Genomic DNA, 21,281 nt, shown 5'->3' with positions numbered 1-21,281 from the left:
TTGGAAAAGCTACTTCTTAAATAGGCTGGCCACAAAAAGAAGTACTACCGCTCCAATGACGCCGGTAAGCAAATCACCAATGACCCCAGAGCCTATGTGGATGCCCAAAGTGCCAAAAAGCCAGTTGCCCACAATACCGCCCACAATACCAAGAATAATGTTCAACAAAACACCAAAGCCGCCTCCTTTCATGATTTTTCCGGCTAGCCAGCCTGCAAGTGCTCCAATCAATAATGCATAAAGTAATCCCATTGTTACAAGTTTTAACGGTTAGTCCTATAAAGATATTCAAAAAATCCACTATTGTGGCAGGCCTTCATTTTTATGAAAGATTGGGTCTGTTAGTAAACATTGTGATTAAACCTCAACGACCAGTTTTAAAATTACCTTGGTGCCCATTGGATTTCCGTTGGAATCCTTTTTGTCGATTATTTCATAATTATCGGATGTTTTTCCACTGGAATCAAGGCGGAGCTTACTCACCTCTATGCCTCTTGATTTTTTCTTTTCTTGTTGCCAAGGGCCATTATCCTCTGTTGCCTGCCTTCCCACTCCGGTATCATCTATGGTGCAGACCAGTAGGTTGCCTTCCATATTGAAATCAATGGTCAGTCTTTTTTCGCCATCCTGCTTTGGCAACAATCCATGTATTATGGCATTTTCGGCAAAGGGTTGACAAATCATGAATGGGATTTCAGTTGAAGCGGTATCTATGTCGGTTTGGCAATTTATCTCGTAAGAAAAAGCGTTGTCAAACCGCAAGGATTCCAGTTCCAGATAATCATTGAGCATTTTTATTTCCATTTCCAAGGCGGCATTCGACTCAAAAGAGCTTTCCAACACGTTGCGCACCAAACGACTGAAATTGGATAAGTATTTTAAAGATGAAACCGTATTGTTTTTTATGACCAGGTTTTGAAGTGAATTCAGGGCGTTAAAGATAAAGTGCGGATTTATTTGGGCTCTCAGGGCCTTGGTTTTTTCGGTGAGGGCATCTTGTTGAAGTGCCAAATTCCTTCTGAACTCCAAATGCACCTTGTAGTTTAAGCCAACACTAAAGATCAATATTTCAAAAGAACAGCCTATCAATAGGTAATATCTACTGTTCAAAAGCAACCCATCATTGGGGTCTGCAAAATATACATGTAACATATATGATATGAGAAAGGAGAACGACGCTGGCAGAACAAAATAGGCCTGGGCATTTTTTGCGTTGAAAATGATATAAACCAAGCCTAGGGCAGATAAGGCAAAAACAGCCTTCATAAAATAGGCGTTGATAAAGATCAAGCCATCCATGTAGTTAAAGAGATACAGGACCACGATCAATAGTATTGGCACAAAAATCAACGACATGATAATGTACATCAGGGAATGGATCTTGGGATAATCTTTTTTGGTTCCCAGATAGTATATAAAAAAGAAACCGTAGCAAACATTGGCCAATTGTATCACACTCTGCGATATCCAGTACTGCAACAAATGGTTCTCACTAAAAATGGAATCGTAAATGTTGAGGATGTCACCACAAACGTAAAAATAAAGAATCAGGATGTAGGTGGAGTAAAAAAGAAATTCCGGTCTTCGGAGATAGAAGTAAAAGGTAAGTGTGGATAACCAAATAACAAGACATAGGCCGGTAAAACCAAAATACGGCCATAGTCTTTTTAAATCGTTAAGGGTATAGTTTGTTTTGCTAGACCTTGCGAGAAGGCTAAACTCCCAATTCTGTATGCTTTCGTAAAAGGTGATGCGCTTTGCCCTTATATACAGGTATCTGTTGTCGATTAAACCATCAGCATCCAGTTTAACTTCGGAATAATAATTTTCAAAAGGTATTTTTTCACTTTCTGAACCCTTGTCAAAATAGCCTATGGTCTTTTTAGTGACACGGTTAGCTTTCCAGTAATAGAGACTGCCATGATCAAAGGTGTTCATCTTTAAATACAAGCTGTCATTTTCACTAAACGAGTCCATGAAACCTGTAAAGTCAAGCCGAATCCAATAAAATTCATCTGGAGAGGTTCTCTCCGTAAAGGAAGAGGAAGGTTTAAAATTTCCTCCAATGGGGCACGTTATCAACGGAATCCTCTTTCAGGTTGTCTTTGAACACCTCAAAGGGAATTTTCCTATCTTCTTGCACATTTGCATGAAGCGTAGAGCCCCAGCCAAAAACAATAATGAAAAAAGAAAGCCAATGTTTCATTTATTTTTTTAACGTTAGATTAGATGTCGAGGTCCCTTCTAAACCTTAAGATAGCCATTTAAATGATTAGTATTGAGGGCTTTATGAAAACAATACCTTTTGGAAAGAAAATGGATACAAGGCAAATAAGAATTTTTATCGATTTGGTAATGGTGCTTACAGTTTTCATCTAACTATTTTTAACAAAATTTGGTCGCATTAAAGGTTATATATTAAATACATGGCTCTTTTTTTTAAAAACATAGGTCATACAATTTTTAGGATTTGGTTTTACGTGCTGGTGGCCGTTCCCATTCTTGTTTTTTCTCCCTTTTTGCTGTTGGCCACGATTTCTGAAAGGACCTATCCCCAATTTTTTTGGATGGCCAAAAATTTATGGGCAAAGCCCATTCTGTACGGTATGGGATGTTTCCCAAAAATTATTCGGGAACAGGAAATGGAAAGAGGGAAGAGTTATATGCTGGTGCCCAACCATGCCAGTATGTTGGACATTATGCTGATGTTGGTGGTGAGCAAAAACCCATTCGTGTTCGTAGGTAAAAAGGAACTGGTCAAGATTCCAGTTTTTGGGTTTTTCTATAAAAGAGTCTGTATTATGGTAGATCGAGAGGATGTGAGGAGCAGGACCGGAGTATATAGACGGGCGCAGCGAAGATTGGACCAAGGGTTGAGCATTTGCATATTTCCTGAGGGGGGAGTACCGGAGGAGCATGTTGTTCTGGACGAATTCAAGGACGGGGCCTTTAAAATGGCCATAGCCCATAAGATTCCTATAGTGCCCATTACATTTTATGACAACAAAAAACGTTTTTCCTTCACGTTTTTAAGTGGTTCGCCAGGACCGGTACGGGCCAAAGTGCACCGCTTTTTTGAAACGGGGATATTGGCGGAAGAGGATAAATCCACCTTGCGGGAAGAGGTAAGGGAGGTGATTTTAACCGAACTTCAAAAATAGAGCCCAGCTTTGCGGAGCTGGGCTTATTTAAGTGAAACTATTTTAAGAAAATAGAATGTGCCCTAGTGTTGATCAAGTCATCGTCGGACTGTAAAACTTGTGAGTCGTTATTTACCCAATATAGGGCATTATTCACTGTGCCATTTGAATAGCCCACAACATGAACATTGGCATCTGATAAGGCAATTGAATAGGCAAAAGTGTCATTTGTGTCATCTGCAAACTCGCTAATTTCTTGCTGGTTTTTCCAAAGTTTGCCCACATACTGAACTCCATTTTTTTCAAGATGGCCTATTACATAATTGTTGTCTTGGGCATCAATTGCAACAGAATACCCATAGGAAGAGGTTAATCCATCCGCTAAATATTCACCAAGGCCGTTGATCCAAATTCTAGCTGTGGAGTTGTCCCCATCGTATTCTTCAAACCCGGCCACTACAGGAACGCCCAAATTATTAAGGGTCAACGATAAGGCTTCTGCGCTATTATCCCCATTGTTTAATTCGGCACCTTGGCCATTGGTCCAAACTTTTGCTATGTTGTTGTTTTTGTTGGGGTTATATTCAAACCCGGAAATATATACGCTTCCTTCCTTAACTAAGACATCCGAGGCATTTGCATTATTGGCTCCATCGGTTATATAGTCCCATTGGGAATTTGCACCAGCCTTGGTCCATAAAAATATTCTGTCTTTATTGTCATTGTTCTCATCGGAATGGCCCACCACGTATATCGTTCCATTTTCGTAATATATGCCCGTCGCAAAGCTAATGTATGTTTCACTCGTAAGTACTGTTGGGTTTCCATCGATCCATATTGTTCCAACAATTTTGTTGTTTATGACTTGATATCCAACAGCATAAACATTGTGATTGTCATCTACAAAAATGTCTTCGATTCGGGATCGGTATTCTCCAGAAACTTTAGTGGGTATGCCATTTTTCCATATCACCCCAATATCTGAACTAGTATCTCCAGTATTTCCATAACCACCGATGTATACATTGGGATTGATTTTTACCGGGATACTGGTTGATAGATTGTCTACCTGAACTGTAATCTCTGCTGTTCCAACGGCATTGGCAGTAATATTTCCTTCATCGTCAACGCTGGCAATTTCTGGGTTTTCTGAACTCCAGACAGGGGCACTTGTGCTCTCCACGGCTGCTTCGATGGTAAGCTCTAAGCCCTCGGATTCTCCGGTATAGAGTTCTACGATTTGGGGCGTGATCATCAAGGAGGTCACTGGCCCATCAACTACGGCAACCGAACATTCTGCATCGACACCATTTATGCTCGCTGTAATCGTAGTATTGCCTATGGCCAAAGGAATGATTTTCCCATTTTGATCCACGCTGGCCACTTCATTATCTGAGCTGACCCATGTAATTGAGGGGTTGTCCACATTTGTAGTGGCAACCAAGGTCTCACTATAATGTTCGTAGGGGTAAAGTATAAGATTGGTCTTATCAAGGGAAAGGGTGGTATTGTTTTCTTCCGTGGTAACCGTAAAGTCTTGTGTACTAGTGGCGGTTCCTTCTGAAGTACTCACCTTAATTTTGCCGGTGCTTGCTCCATCTGGAACTTTTCCGGTCAATTTAGTGGTAGAGGCATTGGTGAGCTCCACAGTAATATTGTTCAAAGTTACTGTATTGGCAGCAATGGAGGCGCCAAAATTTTCGCCTTCAATGATTAAAGTGGTGTTTATTGGCCCGCTTGTTGGGGTAAAACTATCTATCGTTGGAGTTTTCTGTTCTGGGCCATCATCTTTCCCGCAGGAAAAAACTATTAAAGCTACAGATATGGCAATGTAGGCAAGAGCATTGGATTTTTTCATGATTTTGGGTATAAATAATCATCTCAAAGTAAGCGGATGATTATGAAATAATTTGGTTCAAATTGATGGATGCTCCTTTTGAGTTGACGAATAGTGGCTTTTAGTTAACCTCTTATCATACAGGGGTTATATTTATTGAGGACCAAGATGTCAATGTACTGAAATGTTTTTAGTAATCGGGAAGGGTAAGGTTGGGAAACTGTAGTATAATATTTTTACAGTTGGGGTTGTTTTGGTCTGTGGTATGGGTAATACTGTATTCTTTTAAAGTGTTCAACAAATCAATTTGATCTTGCCATTGTAAAATATTCTCACGGTAATTAGTGTAGTTTTCCATGGATGCTCCCATATTTTTGCTTTTGTGCTGTACTTCCATGGTCACGGAAGCCTCGGAAACAACAAAAGAAATCATAAAATATTGGCCTTTCTGTTGATTGCCCATGGCATCTTCAATGAGGTTCTCAAAGAAAGTCTGTATCACCAAAGAGGGAACAATGGCCTCTTCCACTTGGCCCTCACCTTTTGAAATGGAAATGGCATAATCAAAGGAATCATCATAACGTAGCTTTTGGAGTTTCAGGAATGCATTCAGCATTTCAATTTCTTCCTTGAGGGATACAGTATCCTGCTCCAATTGATTTAAATAGAACCGGACCAGTTTGCTGAAGGTGGACAAGTATTCCAAGGCCAACTTCTTTTTTTCGGTGGTGATGTAGTATTGGATGGAGTTGAGCGCATTAAATACAAAATGAGGGTTCAGTTGGGAGTTCAAGGTCTTCAATTTCAGCTCCAGCATTTCCTCCTTTATTTCCAGTAGTCGGTCCTTTTCAGCCATCAAGGCCAAATTGTCCCGGACACTTTTAATTTTTATGGCACAGATGGAAGCTATGGCCGAAAGCATTTTTAAATGATGGTCAGTAAAAAAATTGGCCTGGGGGTGTTCACAATCAATAACCCCATAAATGGTGTCTTCATATACAATGGGCACACAGATTTCGGAAAGCCGTAAGGCATCGTCCTCTATATACCTGACATCCTTTGAGGTGTCGTTGATGATTTCCGCCTGTCCGCTTAGGGCCACATATCCGGTGATGCCATCACCAATATTTATCTCAACGGGCTTGTATAATTTTCGGTCTTTTGGATTTTTAGGTCCATAGGCGGCCTTTTGTACCAATAGATTGTTTTTATGGTCCACGAGGTAGACCACACAGTCCACAAAGCCCAGTTTGGCAATACAGTTTTTGGCCAAATCCCATAAGATATCCTCTTCATTTACTTTACCCATCAATGATTTTGAAAAGTAAATAAGAATATTCTCAAATGCTTCGCCCATAAGGAGATAGATGGTAGGTTTAGGAGTTTAAAGTACTAAATTTTTTTTGGGGTAGCATCAAAAAAAGTGCCCCAAGATTCGGGGCACTTAAGTGATTGCCTAAAGGGGCAATCTTCCTAACCAACATCTTTATAGCTAGAATTTAAAACTGACACCACTGTATACGCCAAGGGAAAAAGGCTGAAATTCCCCTGCGGTTTTGGAAAAGGTGTTCATCTGATATTTAAAAACAGGTTCTATGTTAAGCTGTACTTTAGAGGTAAACTTATAATTGAACCCCATGCCAAAATTGGCGCTGAAGTTTACATCATTGGCATTGGTGGCCTCTCCAATTTCGGTTACCAACCCTTCCGCCTCCAACAATACCGAATTGTCCACCAAAAACAGGGAACTTACCCCTCCGATAAGATCAACACCAAACTTTCGGTCTATCAAGGCATAATCTACCTCCAAAGGAACCTCAATGTAGCCCAATTGTTGGACCATTTTTCCATCAAAAACAGGAATCTCATTGGAAGCCAGTTCCAAAAAGGCATCTGTTGGAAGGTTGTTGGGAAGACTGTTCTTGCTCTGCACCACCACTGTCTGTGATTTTTGACTGTAGTTGATATTGTCCAGTTTCTCATCTGCAGCGATTCTTGAAGAGGAGGAAAAGACCACATCGTTGGTATCGTACCCATAATTTACCCGGTGCACCCCAGAACGCACTTTTACTTTTTTTCCTACTTCATAGGCAACGGTAAGTCCATAACTTAAATTAAAATTCCCTGATTTGGAATTACTGGCAAAATCGGAATGAATGGGAGAACCGCCTCCAGTGGCATTGAAGTATACCGGTGCCACGGAGGGGCCTACGGACCATTTGCCCGAGTTGTTGTTGGCCACTACCGCTTCTTCTTCCTGCTCTTTTATGGCGTCATAAATGGATTTCTTTTCGGGTTGCTCCTTTTGATTGGTCGCGATTGCTTCTTCCTTGTCTTTCTGATTGAAAGCTTCAGAAATTGATGGCTCTTTATTGCTGTTGTCAGGAGTAATGTGAGCTATGCCTTCTTGGGTATTGTTGTCTGTTATGGTGCTTTGAACGTCATCCGAAACATCTTTGTTCATGGCCAAGGCGGCATCTTTTTGATTTTGGTGTTTTGCGGAAAAACCTTGGTCCACTTTGGCAGTTTTGTTGTTTGGAGAATCTGCATCGGCCAATTGGTCTTTGGAAGCCATGCTTTGATTCTGGTTGAAGGTGCTTTCCGAACCATTTTGCTTGTTCTCTTCAGCTCCCGAAGAGGATTCTACCAACCCTTGTACACTTTCACTGGTGGAAGAATTGTTGTGTTGGGACGAATTCTCATCTGTAGTAGTCTTTTGTACAGGGGTTTCGGTGTCTGAAATAATGATTTGATCATTCGGTTGCTCCGTACCCAACGGATTGATGATGTAGAACAAGATGGCCAACAATGCGGCCACACCACCCAATTGCCACCAAATGGGCACTATCCGTTTTTTTCGTTTCTTCTTGTCCAAGGAAGCTTCAATGGACTCCCAGACTCTGTCGTCCGGGGTCTCTTGAAACCCATCAAAGGTCTCCTTGAACAATTGCTCTAAATTCTTTTTCCCCATTGTTAAGTTCTTTAAGCAATGTTTATTTTCTTTTTTTCAATTTTTTCCCTCAGAATCATTTTGGCCCGTGCCAAATTGGATTTGGAGGTTCCTGTGGATGTCCCCAACATCTCACTGATCTCTTTGTGGCTATAGCCGTCCAAAACATACAGGTTGAACGTTAACCTATACTTGTTCGGTAATTCTTGGATATAACCCAATAAGGTAGACAGGTTTATGTCTGTCTGTTCAATATCAAAATCCGAATCGGGATCATCTCCCATATTTTCCGATACCACATCCAGATATTGTTCCTTTCGGTATTTCTGAAGTACGGTATTTACGGTGATTCGTTTGATCCAACCTTCAAAGGACCCTTGAAAACTGTACTGATCTATCTTGCTGAAAATGGTCATAAAACTGTCATGGAGGTTGTCCTCCGCTTCGGTTCTATTCTTTGAGTACTTGAGGCACATACCGAAAAGAATACCGGAATATCTCCGGTATAGCTCGGCTTGTGCACGCCTTTCCCCTTTTTTACAGTTATATATCAGTTCTTCAAGATCCAAATGTTGGTCAATTTTGGATTGTTACTGTCTAAATTTCTAATTTGTTTGTGTGTCTGCTACCGGGACGCTGTATTCCAAAAACACAGGTTTGTCATTTTGATCTTGCCCGGCATAAAATTTAAAATGGTATTCTCCCGTGAAAATCACATTGAACTTTAGTGTGGCGATCACTTCTTCAAGAGCCTCTGTACAAGCCGTGTCATCATTGGTGAGGACGGACCCTTGTAGGTATACCTCCCTATCGGTTTCCCCTGTTTTGTACACCTCAAACTTTTCAAAATACGTACAGCCATTGGGTCTTACATATGTGACCTTGATGTCGTATGATTCATTGAGTTCAAAAGACTCGGGCATTTCAGCTTCCACCGTTTTCAAGGTAGTGAAATAAAAATTCGGGGTATCGTCGTCCAAGCTGCACGAGCTGAGCCACGTAAATGCCAAAATCCATAGTAGGGGAACTAATACTTTTCTCATTATAAAATCCTTGCTTTATATACCCTAGATGTGCAGTATAGCCAAGGGTTGCGTAAGATTTTCACAGGGAAAAGTTAAACCTGCCCAAATATTGTTTCGCGGATTTATGCGCTTACAGCGGAAATTGCTTCCTTGATTTTGGTCTCGAGTTCTTCCGAAAGTTCTGGGTTGTCCAATAAAAGTGCTTTAACGGCATCCCTTCCCTGGCCTAATTTGGTGTCGCCATAACTGAACCAGGAACCACTTTTCTTGATGATTTCATAAGCTACACCCAAATCGATGACCTCGCCTACTTTGGAGATTCCTTCGCCGTACATAATATCGAACTCAGCAGTCTTGAAAGGTGGGGCTACTTTATTCTTGACCACCTTTACACGGGTCTTGTTTCCTTGTACATCCCCATCGGTGCTCTTTATTTGGGTGGAACGTCTAATATCCAAACGGACCGAAGCATAGAACTTAAGGGCATTACCCCCAGTAGTGGTTTCCGGGTTCCCGAACATGACCCCGATTTTTTCCCGCAATTGGTTGATAAAGATTACCGTACACTTGGTCTTACTTATGGTAGAAGTCAGTTTTCGCAAAGCCTGCGACATAAGTCGGGCATGGAGTCCCATTTTGGAATCCCCCATTTCGCCTTCAATCTCACTTTTTGGGGTCAAAGCTGCAACAGAATCCACAATAACAATATCAATGGCCCCGGAACGAATCAGGTTATCCGCAATTTCAAGGGCCTGTTCCCCATGATCGGGTTGGGAAATGATGAGGTTGTCAATGTCCACCCCCAACTTTTTGGCATAAAAACGATCAAAGGCATGTTCTGCATCAATAAAGGCCGCGATGCCACCAGCTTTTTGGGCTTCGGCAATGGCGTGCAAGGTCAATGTGGTCTTACCGGACGATTCGGGACCATATATTTCAATGACCCTTCCCCGCGGGTATCCACCAACGCCCAAAGCAACATCCAGTCCCAACGATCCCGTAGGGATTACCTCAACATCTTCCACCACACTGTCGCCCATTTTCATTACGGCACCCTTTCCGTAGGTCTTGTCCAGCTTGTCCAAGGTTAGTTTAAGGGCTTTTAATTTTGCTTCTTTCTCGTTGCTCATGGTTCAAAGGATTAGGAAGGCTAAAATACCATTTCTTTCTACATACGACAAAGGCGACGCAACCTTTTTATAAGTTATGAATCTAAGGGGTACTAACTCAATATCCATAGGGCGAACATTGGTTCGACATTCAAGGTAGGGAGAAAATATAGCTATGAAAAAGACCAAAGTGGTTTTAAAAAGGGCTTCCGGACTCCGGAAGCCCTTTTCTTTTTCCCCTACTTGAAATTTGTATCTTTGCCCCGTTTTTATTTTGAACCATTCTTTAACTTAAATATTGGTATAGCATGCAACTGTACAATACGTTAAGCGCAAGGGAAAGGGAAAAACTTATTGAGGAAGCCGGACAGGATCGGCTTACCATCTCTTTCTACAAGTACGCGCACATTGGGAATCCCCAAATTTTACGGAACCATCTTTTTTTGGCTTGGAACGAAATGGACGTTCTCGGCAGGATTTATGTAGCCTATGAAGGGGTAAACGCCCAGCTCTCTGTTCCTGCTGAAAATTTCGAGACGTTCAAGACCCATTTGGACAGCATCACTTTCTTGGAAAATGTTCGATTGAACATTGCCATTGAGCAGGACAACAAATCTTTCCTAAAGCTGAAGGTGAAAGTCCGCAAAAAAATTGTGGCAGACGGATTGAACGACAACACTTTCGATGTCACCAACAAAGGCGTCCATGTGGGCGCGGAGCAATTCAATGAGCTTATTGAAGACCCTGATACGGTTTTGGTGGACATGCGTAACCACTATGAAAGTGAGATAGGGCATTTTAAAAATGCCGTTACCCCGGATGTGGACACATTCCGGGATTCTTTGGATATTATTGAAGCGGATCTAGCTGAGCACAAGGAAGACAAAAAGCTGGTGATGTACTGTACCGGTGGAATCCGTTGCGAAAAGGCCAGTGCCTATTACAAGCACAAAGGGTTTAAGAATGTGTACCAGTTGGAAGGAGGCATCATTGAATATACCCGTCAAGTGAAGGCCAACAATCTTGAAAATAAATTTTTGGGCAAAAACTTTGTTTTTGACCACCGAAGAGGGGAGCGTATTTCGGAGGACATCATCTCCAATTGCCATCAGTGCGGGAAACCCTGTGATACCCATGTGAACTGTGCCAATGAAGCCTGTCATTTGCTGTTTATCCAGTGCGAGGAATGTGCTACGGCCATGGACAACTGTTGCTCCACGGAATGCCAAGAAATCCATGCCCTGCCTTATGAAGAACAGAAGAAACTTCGCAAAGGCAAGGAAGTCAGCAACAAGATTTTCAAGAAAGGGCGTTCTCCCGTGCTGAAATACAAAAACTAGCATTTCTCGGTAGCCACAATTTGTGCTATATTTACAGTTGAGTAATTTTTATGAACCCTATTGAGGTTGTCCAAAAAGGATAAACGATGTTTGTATGTCACATCGAGCGCAGTCGAGATGTATGTTAAACAATGTTTGTTTTAAGGAGTTCTCGACTGCGCTCGAACTGACAATTTGTTTTTGTGCACCTCAATCAAGATACAAAATATGGCGTGTAGCAGTTGTTCAACCGGCAAGGATGGACAACCGCGTGGTTGCAAGAACAACGGGACTTGCGGCACTGATGGTTGTAACAAGCTAACGGTCTTCGATTGGCTTTCCAATATGTCGTTGCCCAACGGTCAAAAACCTTTTGATTGCGTTGAGGTACGTTTCAAGAACAGTAGAAAAGAATTTTATAGGAATGCGGACAATCTTCCGTTGTCCATAGGTGATGTGGTGGCCACCCAGGCCAAATCCGGCCATGATGTGGGTATGGTGACCCTCACCGGGGAACTGGTGCGCATCCAAATGAAGCGCAAAAAAGTCGCGGCAGACGACAAGACCCTTCCCAAAATCTATAGAAAAGCCACCCAACGCGACATTGATATTTGGCAAAAGTGCCGTGATCGGGAAGAGGAAATCAAAAAACGATCACGCGAAATAGCGATTTCCTTACGGCTAGAGATGAAGTTGAGCGATGTGGAGTTCCAAGGCGATGGATCCAAGGCCACCTTCTACTACACGGCGGAAGACCGAGTGGATTTTAGGCAGCTGATTAAAGATATGGCCAAGGCCTTTGGCATCCGTATAGAGATGCGTCAGATAGGGTATAGGCAAGAAGCACAGCGCTTGGGCGGTGTAGGTTCATGCGGACGGGAGTTGTGTTGCTCTACATGGTTAACAGACTTCAGGTCGGTAAGTACGGCATCGGCCAGATACCAGCAATTGGCCTTGAACCCCCAGAAATTGGCAGGACAATGCGGTAAATTAAAGTGCTGCCTCAATTATGAGCTGGACATGTATCTGGAGGCATTGAAAAATTTCCCACCCCAAGACAGCAAATTATTGACCAAAAAGGGAATTGCCTTTTGCCAGAAAGCGGATATTTTCAAGGAAACCCTATGGTTCTCTTACAAGGATGACCCTGCCACATGGCATACCCTGAGCAAGGACCAAGTGTTGGAAATCCTGGAACTGAACAAGAAGAACGAGAAAATTGATAGCTTGGAAGACTACGCCCAAGATAATATAGATGAGGAAAAAGCGACCTTTGAAAATGTAGTGGGGCAAGACAGTTTAACAAGATTTGACAGGCCTAAAAAGAGAAGGAAGAAAAAGCGTCGAAAGAAACCTAACCCAAAAGCATCCTCCAATGCGTAACGTTTTAGCCTTATTGGCGCTTGTCCTGATGGTCACATCCTGTAATGATCAATTGGTCTTTTCAGAATATGGCCCCATAAAAAATGGACAATGGGAGATGGACAGCCCCGTGGCATTTGAGTTTTCAGGATTGGATTCCACCATCACACACAATATGTTCATCAACATTAGAAATGATGATTCCTTTCCATTCAGCAACCTTTTTTTGATTGCCGAACTGGAGTCGCCGGGAGGCAATACCATCAAGGATACCTTGGAATACAAAATGGCCGAACCCACAGGGGAATGGTTGGGCACCGGTTTGGGAAGTGTCAAGGAAAGTAAACTTTGGTTTCAGGAAAACATCGTTTTTCCCGATTCAGGCGTATATAAAGTGAACATTTTCCATGCCATGCGCAGAAATGGGGATGTAGAGGGCCTCCATGTGTTGGAGGGCATCACAGATGTTGGTTTGGAAATAGAAAAAAGCACCCAATAACAATGGCAAAAGCAAAACAAAAGGAGCAAAAAGGCTTCTTTACCTACATTAAATGGTTTTGGATTCTTTTTGGGTCCGGCGTTCTCTTCGCTATATTGATTTTCCTCTTGGCCTCCTGGGGAGTATTTGGGGAGATGCCCACCTTCGAGCGATTGGAAAACCCAGAAACCAATTTGGCCACTGAGTTTATATCTTCTGATGGGGAAACCCTTGGGAAATTATACTTGGACGATAACCGTACCCCGGTTTCATTTGACAAACTACCTCAAAACTTGGTCAATGCCTTAGTGGCCACAGAAGATGCTAGATACTATGATCATTCTGGTATCGATGCAAGAGGATTTATCAGGGCTTTGGCCTATTTAGGTAAAAAAGGGGGAGCGAGTACTATTTCGCAACAGTTGGCCAGACAATTGTTTGTTGGTGTAAGGGACAAGGAAAGCACTACCAATGCCATTTTGCAAAAAATTCAGGAATGGGTAATCGCTACCCGTCTGGAGCGAAATTATACCAAGGAAGAAATCATAGCAATGTACTTGAACATTTATGATTTTGGTTATGCTGCTGATGGTATCCGTTCCGCTTCAAGAATATATTTTGGAAAAGAACCGCATGAACTTCGTACCGAAGAATCTGCTGTATTAGTGGGGATGTTGAAAAATTCATCTTTATACAATCCTATCCGGAGGGAAGAATTAGTATACAATAGAAGAAATACAGTGCTTGGTCAAATGGCCAAATATGATTACATCACTGAAGGGGAAAAAGATTCTTTGCAGGCTTTGGAGATGAAAATCAACTTTAATCCAGAATCGCATAGAGAAGGCTTGGCCACCTATTTTAGGATGTACATGCAACGCTGGTTGGGTAATTGGGTGGAAAACAACCCAAAACCAGATGGGGAGAAATACAATATTTACCTAGATGGACTCAAGGTATATACCACCATTGATTCCCGGATGCAAAAAAATGCAGAGGAAGCGGTAGAGGCCCACATGAAAAACCTACAGGCCGAATTCTTCCATCAAAATACACCAGATAGAAATCCAACGGCACCGTTCTTGGACATTAGCAAAGGTGCTATTGATACCATCATGCGTAGCGCCATGAAAACCTCACCTCGTTGGCGACATTTAAAGCGGGAAGGACTGTCCGAAAAGGAGATTGAAGCCACTTTCCATGAAAAAGCCGAGATGACCGTGTTTGATTGGAACAGCGATTCCTATGAAAAGGACACCATCATGACCCCCATGGATTCCATTCGCTACTACAAGACCTTCCTGAGAACGGCCATGATGTCCATGGAGCCCCAAACGGGCCATGTAAAGGCATGGGTAGGGGGTGTGGATTACAAACACTTTCAGTATGACAACGTGTATCAGGGAGCAAGACAAGCGGGATCTACCTTTAAACCTTTTGTGTATGCAGCGGCGATAGATCAGTTGCGGTATTCGCCCTGCGACTCATTGCCGGATAACCAATACTGTATTGAGCCATTGAAACATGGCAATATGGAGGCATGGTGCCCCAAAAACTCTGATGGAAAGTATTCCGGAAAGAACCTGACCTTAAAAAGTGCCTTGGCCAACTCGGTAAATACCATTACCGCCCAATTGATCGATAAGGTGGGACCGGGATCGGTGGTGGCCATCGCCAAGAACATGGGGATTAGCCGCGAAATTCCAGAAGTGCCTTCCATTGCTTTGGGAACCCAGGACATCAATGTCTATGAAATGGTAGGGGCCTATGGCACCTTTGCCAACCAAGGCGTATATGTTAAACCGGTCATGGTGACGCGTATAGAGGATAAGAACGGAACGGTACTTTATGAGTATACCCCCGAGACCAAGGATGTGCTGAGCAAAGATGTGGCCTATGCTATGGTAAACCTTATGGAGGGTGTAACCCTATACGGTTCAGGAGGAAGGTTAAGACATACTTATGGGAAGAACCAGACCGTGTACAAAGAAATTATCACGGGATACCCTTATGAGCTTACCAATCCCATTGCGGGAAAAACAGGAACTACCCAAAACCAAAGTGATGGTTGGTTCATGGGCATGGTACCCAATCTGGTAACCGGTGTATGGGTAGGAGGAGACAATAGGAGTATTCACTTTTCCCGACTGCTTTATGGTCAAGGGGCCGCTATGGCATTGCCTATTTGGGGCCTGTATATGAAAAAGAATTATGAGAACGAGGAGCTGGGAATCTCCAAAGATGCCTTTGAGAAACCCGAAAATCTGTCCATCAATGTGGATTGTACCAAAGTTTTGGAAGAACTTCAAGATGAGTTGGATACGGAGGACGACTTAGAGGATATCGATTTCTAACCTTGAAGAACATAAAAAAAGCTTTGGCCCCAAGCAGAATGTCTTGGGGCTTTTTTATTAAAATCGTATTTTCAAGCATCAGAAAATATAATATTCATGATCAATAAAACGGTTTCCAATGTCCATAAGGCCCTTGAAGGTGTTGCCGATGGGATGACCTTTATGTTGGGCGGGTTTGGCCTCTGCGGAATTCCCGAAAATGCCATTGCCGAGCTTGTACGATTGGGCATCAAGGACATTACCTGTATTTCCAACAATGCCGGAGTGGACGATTTTGGCCTCGGACTGCTTTTGCAGCAGCGCCAGATCAGAAAAATGATATCCTCCTACGTTGGTGAAAACGATGAGTTTGAACGTCAAATGTTGAGTGGCGAGTTGGAAGTGGAATTGACCCCCCAAGGCACATTGGCCGAAAAATGCAGGGCGGCCCAAGCAGGTTTCCCAGCTTTTTATACCCCGGCCGGATATGGCACTGAAGTGGCAGAAGGAAAGGAAACCCGTGAATTTGATGGGAAGATGTATGTTCTGGAACCTGCCTTTAAGGCCGACTTTTCGTTTGTAAAAGCCTGGAAAGGAGATGAGGCCGGAAATCTCATATTCAAGGGTACGGCCCGAAACTTTAACCCTTGCATGTGCGGTGCGTCCAAGATTACCGTGGCGGAGGTGGAGGAGCTGCTTCCAGCCGGAAGCTTGGACCCCAACGAGATCCATATCCCTGGCATTTTTGTGCAGCGAATCTTCCAAGGTGAAAAATATGAGAAGCGAATAGAGCAAAGAACGGTTCGTAAAATGAAATCAATGTAATAATGAATTAATGGTAAAAAGGGAAAATGTAATCGTTACCAAATCCGTTGATTTTGCCCTGAGGATAATTGATTTTTGTGAAACCCTAGAAAAACAACGGAAATTTGTTGTTGCCAATCAGCTGTTAAAATCAGGAACAAGTATTGGGGCCAATATTCATGAAGCACAAAATGCGGAAAGCAGAGCTGATTTTATTCATAAAGTAAAAATAGCCTTAAAAGAACTTGAAGAAGTGAAGTATTGGTTAACCCTTTGTGAAAAGGCAGAAAACTATCCTTTTAAACCAAGTTTAAAGGATAATGCGAACGAGTTGGGATTAATAATGTATAAGATTGTAAGTACAAGCAAGAGAAATCTTAAAAATTAATTCATTACTACATTAAAAACATTAGAGCATTATTTATATGTTGGACAAAAACGGAATAGCAAAACGTATTGCACGGGAAGTCAAGGATGGATACTATGTGAATCTGGGCATAGGCATACCCACCTTGGTGGCCAATTTTGTACGGGACGATATCAGTGTGGAATTCCAGAGCGAGAACGGAGTGTTGGGCATGGGTCCGTTTCCTTTTGAGGGCGATGAGGATGCTGATATCATCAATGCCGGAAAGCAAACCATAACCACCCTGCCCGGGGCTTCTTTTTTTGATTCTGCATTGAGTTTTGGAATGATCAGGGGAAAGCATGTGGACCTGACCATTTTGGGCGCCATGGAAGTGGCCGAGAACGGCGATATTGCCAACTGGAAGATTCCCGGAAAAATGGTAAAGGGCATGGGTGGGGCCATGGATTTGGTCGCCTCGGCTGAAAACATCATTGTGGCCATGATGCACACCAACAAGGCGGGTGAATCCAAACTATTGAAACGCTGTACCCTGCCTTTGACCGGAGTGGGCTGTGTAAAGAAGATCGTGACCAATTTGGCGGTTCTGGAAGTCACTCCGGAAGGTTTTAAACTCCTTGAACGGGCACCTGGGGTCACCGTGGAAGATATCGTGAAGGCCACCGAAGGAAAATTGATGGTTGGGGAAGCGGTGCCCGAGATGCACATTTAGCAAATATCATTCGCTTTTTTACAACAAAAAGAAACGGTTACACAACATTAGTTTTACATTGTCATTCATCGATTTTATATTTGGTTATATCGAATTTTTTACCCAAATTGACAACCGTAAAAACGACACCATGGCAGCCAAATTAAACCACACCACCATGGACGAAAACGTCCAAGTCTATCGAAACGATTTTTTTACAGGATTTATGTTACTGATCAAGAAGCTTTTTATGCTTTAGACGTATAATTTCCCCCTGAAAATTTAGGAGCCAACATTTTGTTAGGCTCTTTTTTTTGCGATATTTTTAAGCAATGACCTCGGCAAATCTATCTTTCAGGGAATGTAGTGTTTCAGATTTGGATACTTTGGTGAAAATCTCAAAGGACACCTTTGTGGCCGCTTTTGAAAAGGACAATGACCCTGATGACTTTTGGGAGTATATCAACAAAACGTTCAGTAGGGAAAGATTGGAAGTGGAACTTCAAAATCCCGGCTCACTCTTCCATTTTGTATATGAAAGCAACACCTTGGTAGGTTACTTTAAAGTGAACTTGGGTACAGCCCAAACCGATGTCCATGATGGAAAGGCCATGGAATTGGAACGGATTTATGTGCTTGGAGCACATCAGGGAAAACAGATAGGAGCGCAAATGCTTCAATACATCATCCAACTGGCGGCGGAACAAAAAATGGAATATCTATGGCTTGGGGTGTGGGAACACAACCCCAAGGCCATACGCTTTTACCAGCGCCATGGTTTCCAAAAGTTTGGGGAGCACCCCTACTATATTGGAACCGATGAACAGACCGATTGGTTACTTCGCTTAGAAGTTTAAAAGCTCTTCCAAAAACATGACATCGGTTTCAGAACGAATCTTATACCCAATTGAGTTTTCAAAAGCAACATAGATCAGTTGTGCAATAGCCGTGGCATTGGCCTTAGTGAGGCTATTGGTTCTGTAAACCACATCCCTGATGGTAGAAAAGCTGATTTTACACTTGATGGCAATGTTCGCCAAATCGTCCTTGGAAGCATTTCTTCGCAAAATTTCAGAAAGACGTTCGCTGATCGGTTTGCCATAATCTTCGTTGGTGAAGATGTTCTCACTTTTAATGACAAAGCGGGAATAATTAGGAGACCCCATAGATAATAGATTAAAGGATTAATAATTATTTTATTGGGGTTAATTCCTATTTTCTATATTTGGCTTGTAACCCAATTACAGAAAAGTAGCGAAATTGCTGCAGCTATAGTGTGTTGCGTAATAATATTACACAATATAGTAAACTTATGGTGATAATCAAGCAATTAAGACGCAAAAAAAAGATTAGTCAAACGCAATTGGGGGATGAAATTGGGGTTAGCCTCCGTACCATTCAGCTGTACGAGCGGAAAGATGCCAACATTCCCATTAAAAATCTAACCAAGATTGCCCAGTATTTTGAGATGACCATCGCGGAACTGCATCTGCGTGAAATCAATGATTTGGGCGAACCCTATGTCAAGGATAAGCCTTTTACCAAACATGGGAGTGTTTTTTATCCCTTGGAGCATGGAAAATATCTGGTGATGGCTCCCTTGGTCCTGATGGAATGGCACAAAAAATATATTGAAGCCTTGGATGCTTCGGATAAAGGGGGTAACAAAGTGCCTTTTCAATCCGCTTTTATCATAGATTCCGTGGCCAAAGAGTCCTACTACATATTTGAGGTTTCAGGCAATTCCATGAATGATTCCAGTATACACGCCATTCCCAACAAATCCTTTGTCTTGGGGTTGGCCCTTAAAAAGGAAGATTTGGCCAAGAAGGACGAAAGCTTATGGAACAAATCGTACATATTGGTCTGCAAGGACAGGATTATCTGTAAACAACTTACAGGATATGATTCAAAAATGGGAACGGTCCAATGCCATAATTTGAACACTTCTCCAGAATATCAGGATTTTGAACTGCCCTTGGATGATGTGCTCCAGGTTTTTAAGATCGTGAAAAAGCAGCTTTAGCCTTACGACATTCAAATTGAGTTCAAGATTTCGGAAGCTTGGTACAAAACGTCATTGGTCTTCGCGAAGCAAAACCGAAGGAATTTTTGGTCGTAATCCGCCTTGCAAAATACAGAGACCGGAATACTGGCAAGCTTGTACTCCTTGATCAAACGTTCTGCAAAGGCTGTGTCTTTTTCGTCTGTGATATCGGAATACTCCAATAACTGAAAATACGTACCACCGGAAGGGATCATTTTGAATCGAGAGCCTTCAATACCCTTTAGGAAAACATCCCGCTTTTCCTGATAAAAACTACCAAGGGTTACATAATGTTGTGGATCTTTTACATATTGGGCCAAAGCAACCTGAAGGGCATGGTTGACCGAAAACACATTGAACTGATGTACTTTTTGAAACTCCCGCATCAAGGGTTTTGGTGCTACACAATAGCCTATTTTCCAGCCCGTGGCATGAAACGTTTTTCCAAAAGAAGAGCAGATGACGGCTCTAGCGGCCAGATCCGGATATTTGGCTACGCTTTCATGGGGTTTGCCATCAAAAACAATGTGTTCGTAGACCTCATCGCTCAACAGGATAATATTGGTATCCCTTAAAATGTCTTGAAGCTGTACCATATCACTTTTGGACCAAATGGTGCCGGTGGGATTGTGCGGGGTATTGATGATGACCATTTTGGTCTTTGGGCTTATCGCCGATTTAAAAGCACTCCAATTCATTTTAAAATCATTTCCCTCCAGAGCCACTGGGATACATTTACCCCCAAAAAGCGTTATGGCCGGTTCGTAGCAATCAAAAGCAGGTTCTATGACAATGACCTCATCGTTTTGGCGCACAAAGGCAGCAATCGTCGTAAAAATGGCCTGCGTGGCCCCGGCCGTAACGGTGATTTCAGATTCAGGGTGGTAATCGCCCCCATATAAGCGCTGAATTTTCTCTGAAATGGCTTCCCGGAGAGAAAGCACTCCCTGCATGGGGGCATATTGGTTATGACCTTTTTTAAAAGCCTCGCCTACGAGTTGTAGAAGCTCAGGGTCAGGGTTGAAATTGGGAAATCCCTGGGATAGATTAATGGCATTATGTTCTTTGGCCAATTGACCAATGGTGGTAAAAATGGTGGTGCCTACCTGCGGTAATTTGGAGGATGGTTCAATCATTGGCGTCATGTTCTTTTAATCTTTCAAGCACTTTTTGCAAGCAACTTTCGAGGTCTTTTTTTACTTCGGTCTCCCAAAATCGAAACACGGTATAGCCCATTTTTTCCAAGGCTTCGTTGACCTCCTCGTCCCGTTGGATGTTGCGTTCAATTTTTGCAATCCAAAATTCGCGGTTGGTCTTGATTTTATGCCTGCGCTCCTCCCAATTATGGCCGTGCCAGAACTCTCCATCAATAAAGATGACCGTACTGTACTTTTTTAGGGCGATATCCGGCTTTCCAATGAGTTTTTTGTAATCGATGCGGTATCGGTATCCCGCTGCCCACAAAGCTTTCCTAAACGCAAGCTCTGGCTTGGTGTTCTTGCCGCGGATCTTGCCCATGATCTTGGAGCGTTCCGGGGTGGTATAAAACCCACTTTCCTCATTGAACCGAGGCACTTTGATACGCTCTTTGGGATACTTTTTGGACATGTTGGAATATACGAAGGATTCAATCAAAAATAAACTGTTGAAATATCATTCTGAGCAAATGGAAGAATCGATTAGTGGACAACAAAATGGTTTGACACGAATATGTCATGTCGAGCGCAGTCGAAATCGAAGTGAGAAATCTCAAAAAGGATTAAAGATTTCTCAATCGTCATTTCATTCCTCATTTCGAAATGACATAAGTGGTCTGTGT

21 protein-coding genes are annotated in these 21,281 nt (G+C 42.6%); 10 read left to right on the top strand and 11 right to left on the bottom strand.

Going from position 1 to position 21,281, the window contains the following annotated elements; all coding sequences use genetic code 11:
- Positions 1 to 9: 9 nt before the first annotated feature.
- On the bottom strand, positions 10 to 252 hold the full coding sequence (locus ACPD8L_RS10475) for a GlsB/YeaQ/YmgE family stress response membrane protein (RefSeq protein WP_116216735.1): 243 nt from the start codon (positions 250 to 252) through the stop codon (positions 10 to 12).
- 105 nt (positions 253 to 357) lie between these two features.
- On the bottom strand, positions 358 to 1,977 hold the full coding sequence (locus ACPD8L_RS10470) for a sensor histidine kinase (protein ID WP_423943285.1): 1,620 nt from the start codon (positions 1,975 to 1,977) through the stop codon (positions 358 to 360).
- A gap of 449 nt (positions 1,978 to 2,426) precedes the next feature.
- On the opposite strand from ACPD8L_RS10470, the gene ACPD8L_RS10465 reads away from it, so the two are divergent.
- Positions 2,427 to 3,161 (top strand): lysophospholipid acyltransferase family protein, encoded by a 735-nt coding sequence (locus ACPD8L_RS10465; protein WP_421810451.1) that lies wholly within the window; start codon positions 2,427 to 2,429, stop codon positions 3,159 to 3,161.
- Between the two features lie 37 nt (positions 3,162 to 3,198).
- Here the strand turns inward: ACPD8L_RS10465 and ACPD8L_RS10460 are convergent, their stop codons facing one another.
- The 6 genes from ACPD8L_RS10460 to recA all read right to left on the bottom strand — a co-directional run bounded on the left by ACPD8L_RS10460 (position 3,199) and on the right by recA (position 10,082).
- Positions 3,199 to 4,998 carry an Ig-like domain-containing protein gene (locus ACPD8L_RS10460; protein WP_423943283.1) on the bottom strand — a complete coding sequence of 600 codons (1,800 nt, stop codon included), beginning with the start codon at positions 4,996 to 4,998 and terminating at the stop codon, positions 3,199 to 3,201.
- A 169-nt stretch (positions 4,999 to 5,167) separates the two neighbouring features.
- Positions 5,168 to 6,286, bottom strand: a complete 1,119-nt coding sequence (locus ACPD8L_RS10455; RefSeq protein ID WP_423943281.1) for a histidine kinase — start codon at positions 6,284 to 6,286, stop codon at positions 5,168 to 5,170.
- Positions 6,287 to 6,469: 183 nt separating this feature from the next.
- Positions 6,470 to 7,948, bottom strand: coding sequence for a hypothetical protein (locus tag ACPD8L_RS10450; protein WP_423943279.1), 1,479 nt, complete (start codon positions 7,946 to 7,948; stop codon positions 6,470 to 6,472).
- An 11-nt stretch (positions 7,949 to 7,959) separates the two neighbouring features.
- Positions 7,960 to 8,496: an RNA polymerase sigma factor gene (locus ACPD8L_RS10445; RefSeq protein WP_423943277.1), complete on the bottom strand. Its 537-nt coding sequence runs from the start codon at positions 8,494 to 8,496 to the stop codon at positions 7,960 to 7,962.
- 36 nt (positions 8,497 to 8,532) lie between these two features.
- Positions 8,533 to 8,970 carry a hypothetical protein gene (locus ACPD8L_RS10440; protein ID WP_116216741.1) on the bottom strand — a complete coding sequence of 146 codons (438 nt, stop codon included), beginning with the start codon at positions 8,968 to 8,970 and terminating at the stop codon, positions 8,533 to 8,535.
- Positions 8,971 to 9,074: 104 nt separating this feature from the next.
- Positions 9,075 to 10,082 (bottom strand): recombinase RecA, encoded by a 1,008-nt coding sequence (recA, locus tag ACPD8L_RS10435; protein WP_116216742.1) that lies wholly within the window; start codon positions 10,080 to 10,082, stop codon positions 9,075 to 9,077.
- Positions 10,083 to 10,369: 287 nt separating this feature from the next.
- Here recA and trhO point away from each other — a divergent pair, with 287 nt between their 5' ends.
- From trhO to ACPD8L_RS10395, 8 genes are all read left to right on the top strand, one after another.
- The gene (gene trhO / locus ACPD8L_RS10430; RefSeq protein WP_293303605.1) at positions 10,370 to 11,401 is read left to right on the top strand and encodes an oxygen-dependent tRNA uridine(34) hydroxylase TrhO; all 1,032 of its coding nucleotides are present in this window, start codon (positions 10,370 to 10,372) and stop codon (positions 11,399 to 11,401) included.
- Between the two features lie 207 nt (positions 11,402 to 11,608).
- Positions 11,609 to 12,763, top strand: coding sequence for a PSP1 domain-containing protein (locus ACPD8L_RS10425; RefSeq protein ID WP_421810456.1), 1,155 nt, complete (start codon positions 11,609 to 11,611; stop codon positions 12,761 to 12,763).
- Positions 12,756 to 13,241 (top strand): gliding motility lipoprotein GldH, encoded by a 486-nt coding sequence (locus tag ACPD8L_RS10420; RefSeq protein ID WP_293303603.1) that lies wholly within the window; start codon positions 12,756 to 12,758, stop codon positions 13,239 to 13,241. The genes ACPD8L_RS10425 and ACPD8L_RS10420 overlap by 8 nt, the downstream gene beginning before the upstream one ends.
- 2 nt (positions 13,242 to 13,243) lie before the next feature.
- Positions 13,244 to 15,574 carry a penicillin-binding protein 1A gene (locus tag ACPD8L_RS10415; RefSeq protein ID WP_421810457.1) on the top strand — a complete coding sequence of 777 codons (2,331 nt, stop codon included), beginning with the start codon at positions 13,244 to 13,246 and terminating at the stop codon, positions 15,572 to 15,574.
- Positions 15,575 to 15,670: 96 nt separating this feature from the next.
- Entirely contained in the window at positions 15,671 to 16,378 is a 708-nt protein-coding gene (locus ACPD8L_RS10410; RefSeq protein ID WP_423943274.1) for a CoA transferase subunit A, read from the top strand.
- Positions 16,379 to 16,388: 10 nt separating this feature from the next.
- Positions 16,389 to 16,745 (top strand): four helix bundle protein, encoded by a 357-nt coding sequence (locus tag ACPD8L_RS10405; protein WP_129653967.1) that lies wholly within the window; start codon positions 16,389 to 16,391, stop codon positions 16,743 to 16,745.
- 37 nt (positions 16,746 to 16,782) lie between these two features.
- The gene (locus ACPD8L_RS10400) at positions 16,783 to 17,436 is read left to right on the top strand and encodes a 3-oxoacid CoA-transferase subunit B (protein WP_116216749.1); all 654 of its coding nucleotides are present in this window, start codon (positions 16,783 to 16,785) and stop codon (positions 17,434 to 17,436) included.
- Between the two features lie 311 nt (positions 17,437 to 17,747).
- Entirely contained in the window at positions 17,748 to 18,272 is a 525-nt protein-coding gene (locus ACPD8L_RS10395; RefSeq protein WP_423943273.1) for a GNAT family N-acetyltransferase, read from the top strand.
- Here the strand turns inward: ACPD8L_RS10395 and ACPD8L_RS10390 are convergent.
- Positions 18,261 to 18,581 carry a hypothetical protein gene (locus tag ACPD8L_RS10390; RefSeq protein ID WP_293303599.1) on the bottom strand — a complete coding sequence of 107 codons (321 nt, stop codon included), beginning with the start codon at positions 18,579 to 18,581 and terminating at the stop codon, positions 18,261 to 18,263. The two genes, ACPD8L_RS10395 and ACPD8L_RS10390, sit on opposite strands and share 12 nt — an antisense overlap.
- A gap of 146 nt (positions 18,582 to 18,727) precedes the next feature.
- On the opposite strand from ACPD8L_RS10390, the gene ACPD8L_RS10385 reads away from it, so the two are divergent.
- The gene (locus ACPD8L_RS10385; RefSeq protein ID WP_423943272.1) at positions 18,728 to 19,441 is read left to right on the top strand and encodes a helix-turn-helix domain-containing protein; all 714 of its coding nucleotides are present in this window, start codon (positions 18,728 to 18,730) and stop codon (positions 19,439 to 19,441) included.
- A gap of 11 nt (positions 19,442 to 19,452) precedes the next feature.
- Here ACPD8L_RS10385 and ACPD8L_RS10380 read toward each other — a convergent pair whose 3' ends face one another.
- Both ACPD8L_RS10380 and ACPD8L_RS10375 read right to left on the bottom strand, forming a co-directional pair.
- Positions 19,453 to 20,598 (bottom strand): methionine aminotransferase, encoded by a 1,146-nt coding sequence (locus ACPD8L_RS10380; protein ID WP_423943270.1) that lies wholly within the window; start codon positions 20,596 to 20,598, stop codon positions 19,453 to 19,455.
- Positions 20,591 to 21,097 carry a very short patch repair endonuclease gene (locus tag ACPD8L_RS10375; protein ID WP_423943268.1) on the bottom strand — a complete coding sequence of 169 codons (507 nt, stop codon included), beginning with the start codon at positions 21,095 to 21,097 and terminating at the stop codon, positions 20,591 to 20,593. Before ACPD8L_RS10375 ends, ACPD8L_RS10380 begins: the two co-directional genes overlap by 8 nt.
- Positions 21,098 to 21,281: the final 184 nt, after the last annotated feature.

The organism is Flagellimonas algicida (assembly GCF_049629585.1).
Taxonomy (GTDB): domain Bacteria; phylum Bacteroidota; class Bacteroidia; order Flavobacteriales; family Flavobacteriaceae; genus Flagellimonas.
Note: the sequence above shows the minus strand (reverse complement) of the source record. Positions and strands in the feature narration are given on the sequence as shown.

Bases quoted from the DNA above. Each gene is read 5' to 3' on its own strand.
- ACPD8L_RS10475 (WP_116216735.1), bottom strand. From the start codon at position 252: ATGGGATTACTTTATGCATTATTGATTGGAGCACTTGCAGGCTGGCTA.
- ACPD8L_RS10470 (WP_423943285.1), bottom strand. From the start codon at position 1,977: ATGGACTCGTTTAGTGAAAATGACAGCTTGTATTTAAAGATGAACACC.
- ACPD8L_RS10465 (WP_421810451.1), top strand. From the start codon at position 2,427: ATGGCTCTTTTTTTTAAAAACATAGGTCATACAATTTTTAGGATTTGG.
- ACPD8L_RS10460 (WP_423943283.1), bottom strand. From the start codon at position 4,998: ATGAAAAAATCCAATGCTCTTGCCTACATTGCCATATCTGTAGCTTTA.
- ACPD8L_RS10455 (WP_423943281.1), bottom strand. From the start codon at position 6,286: ATGGGTAAAGTAAATGAAGAGGATATCTTATGGGATTTGGCCAAAAAC.
- ACPD8L_RS10450 (WP_423943279.1), bottom strand. From the start codon at position 7,948: ATGGGGAAAAAGAATTTAGAGCAATTGTTCAAGGAGACCTTTGATGGG.
- ACPD8L_RS10440 (WP_116216741.1), bottom strand. From the start codon at position 8,970: ATGAGAAAAGTATTAGTTCCCCTACTATGGATTTTGGCATTTACGTGG.
- recA (WP_116216742.1), bottom strand. From the start codon at position 10,082: ATGAGCAACGAGAAAGAAGCAAAATTAAAAGCCCTTAAACTAACCTTG.
- trhO (WP_293303605.1), top strand. From the start codon at position 10,370: ATGCAACTGTACAATACGTTAAGCGCAAGGGAAAGGGAAAAACTTATT.
- ACPD8L_RS10425 (WP_421810456.1), top strand. From the start codon at position 11,609: ATGGCGTGTAGCAGTTGTTCAACCGGCAAGGATGGACAACCGCGTGGT.
- ACPD8L_RS10420 (WP_293303603.1), top strand. From the start codon at position 12,756: ATGCGTAACGTTTTAGCCTTATTGGCGCTTGTCCTGATGGTCACATCC.
- ACPD8L_RS10415 (WP_421810457.1), top strand. From the start codon at position 13,244: ATGGCAAAAGCAAAACAAAAGGAGCAAAAAGGCTTCTTTACCTACATT.
- ACPD8L_RS10410 (WP_423943274.1), top strand. From the start codon at position 15,671: ATGATCAATAAAACGGTTTCCAATGTCCATAAGGCCCTTGAAGGTGTT.
- ACPD8L_RS10405 (WP_129653967.1), top strand. From the start codon at position 16,389: ATGGTAAAAAGGGAAAATGTAATCGTTACCAAATCCGTTGATTTTGCC.
- ACPD8L_RS10400 (WP_116216749.1), top strand. From the start codon at position 16,783: ATGTTGGACAAAAACGGAATAGCAAAACGTATTGCACGGGAAGTCAAG.
- ACPD8L_RS10395 (WP_423943273.1), top strand. From the start codon at position 17,748: ATGACCTCGGCAAATCTATCTTTCAGGGAATGTAGTGTTTCAGATTTG.
- ACPD8L_RS10390 (WP_293303599.1), bottom strand. From the start codon at position 18,581: ATGGGGTCTCCTAATTATTCCCGCTTTGTCATTAAAAGTGAGAACATC.
- ACPD8L_RS10385 (WP_423943272.1), top strand. From the start codon at position 18,728: ATGGTGATAATCAAGCAATTAAGACGCAAAAAAAAGATTAGTCAAACG.
- ACPD8L_RS10380 (WP_423943270.1), bottom strand. From the start codon at position 20,598: ATGATTGAACCATCCTCCAAATTACCGCAGGTAGGCACCACCATTTTT.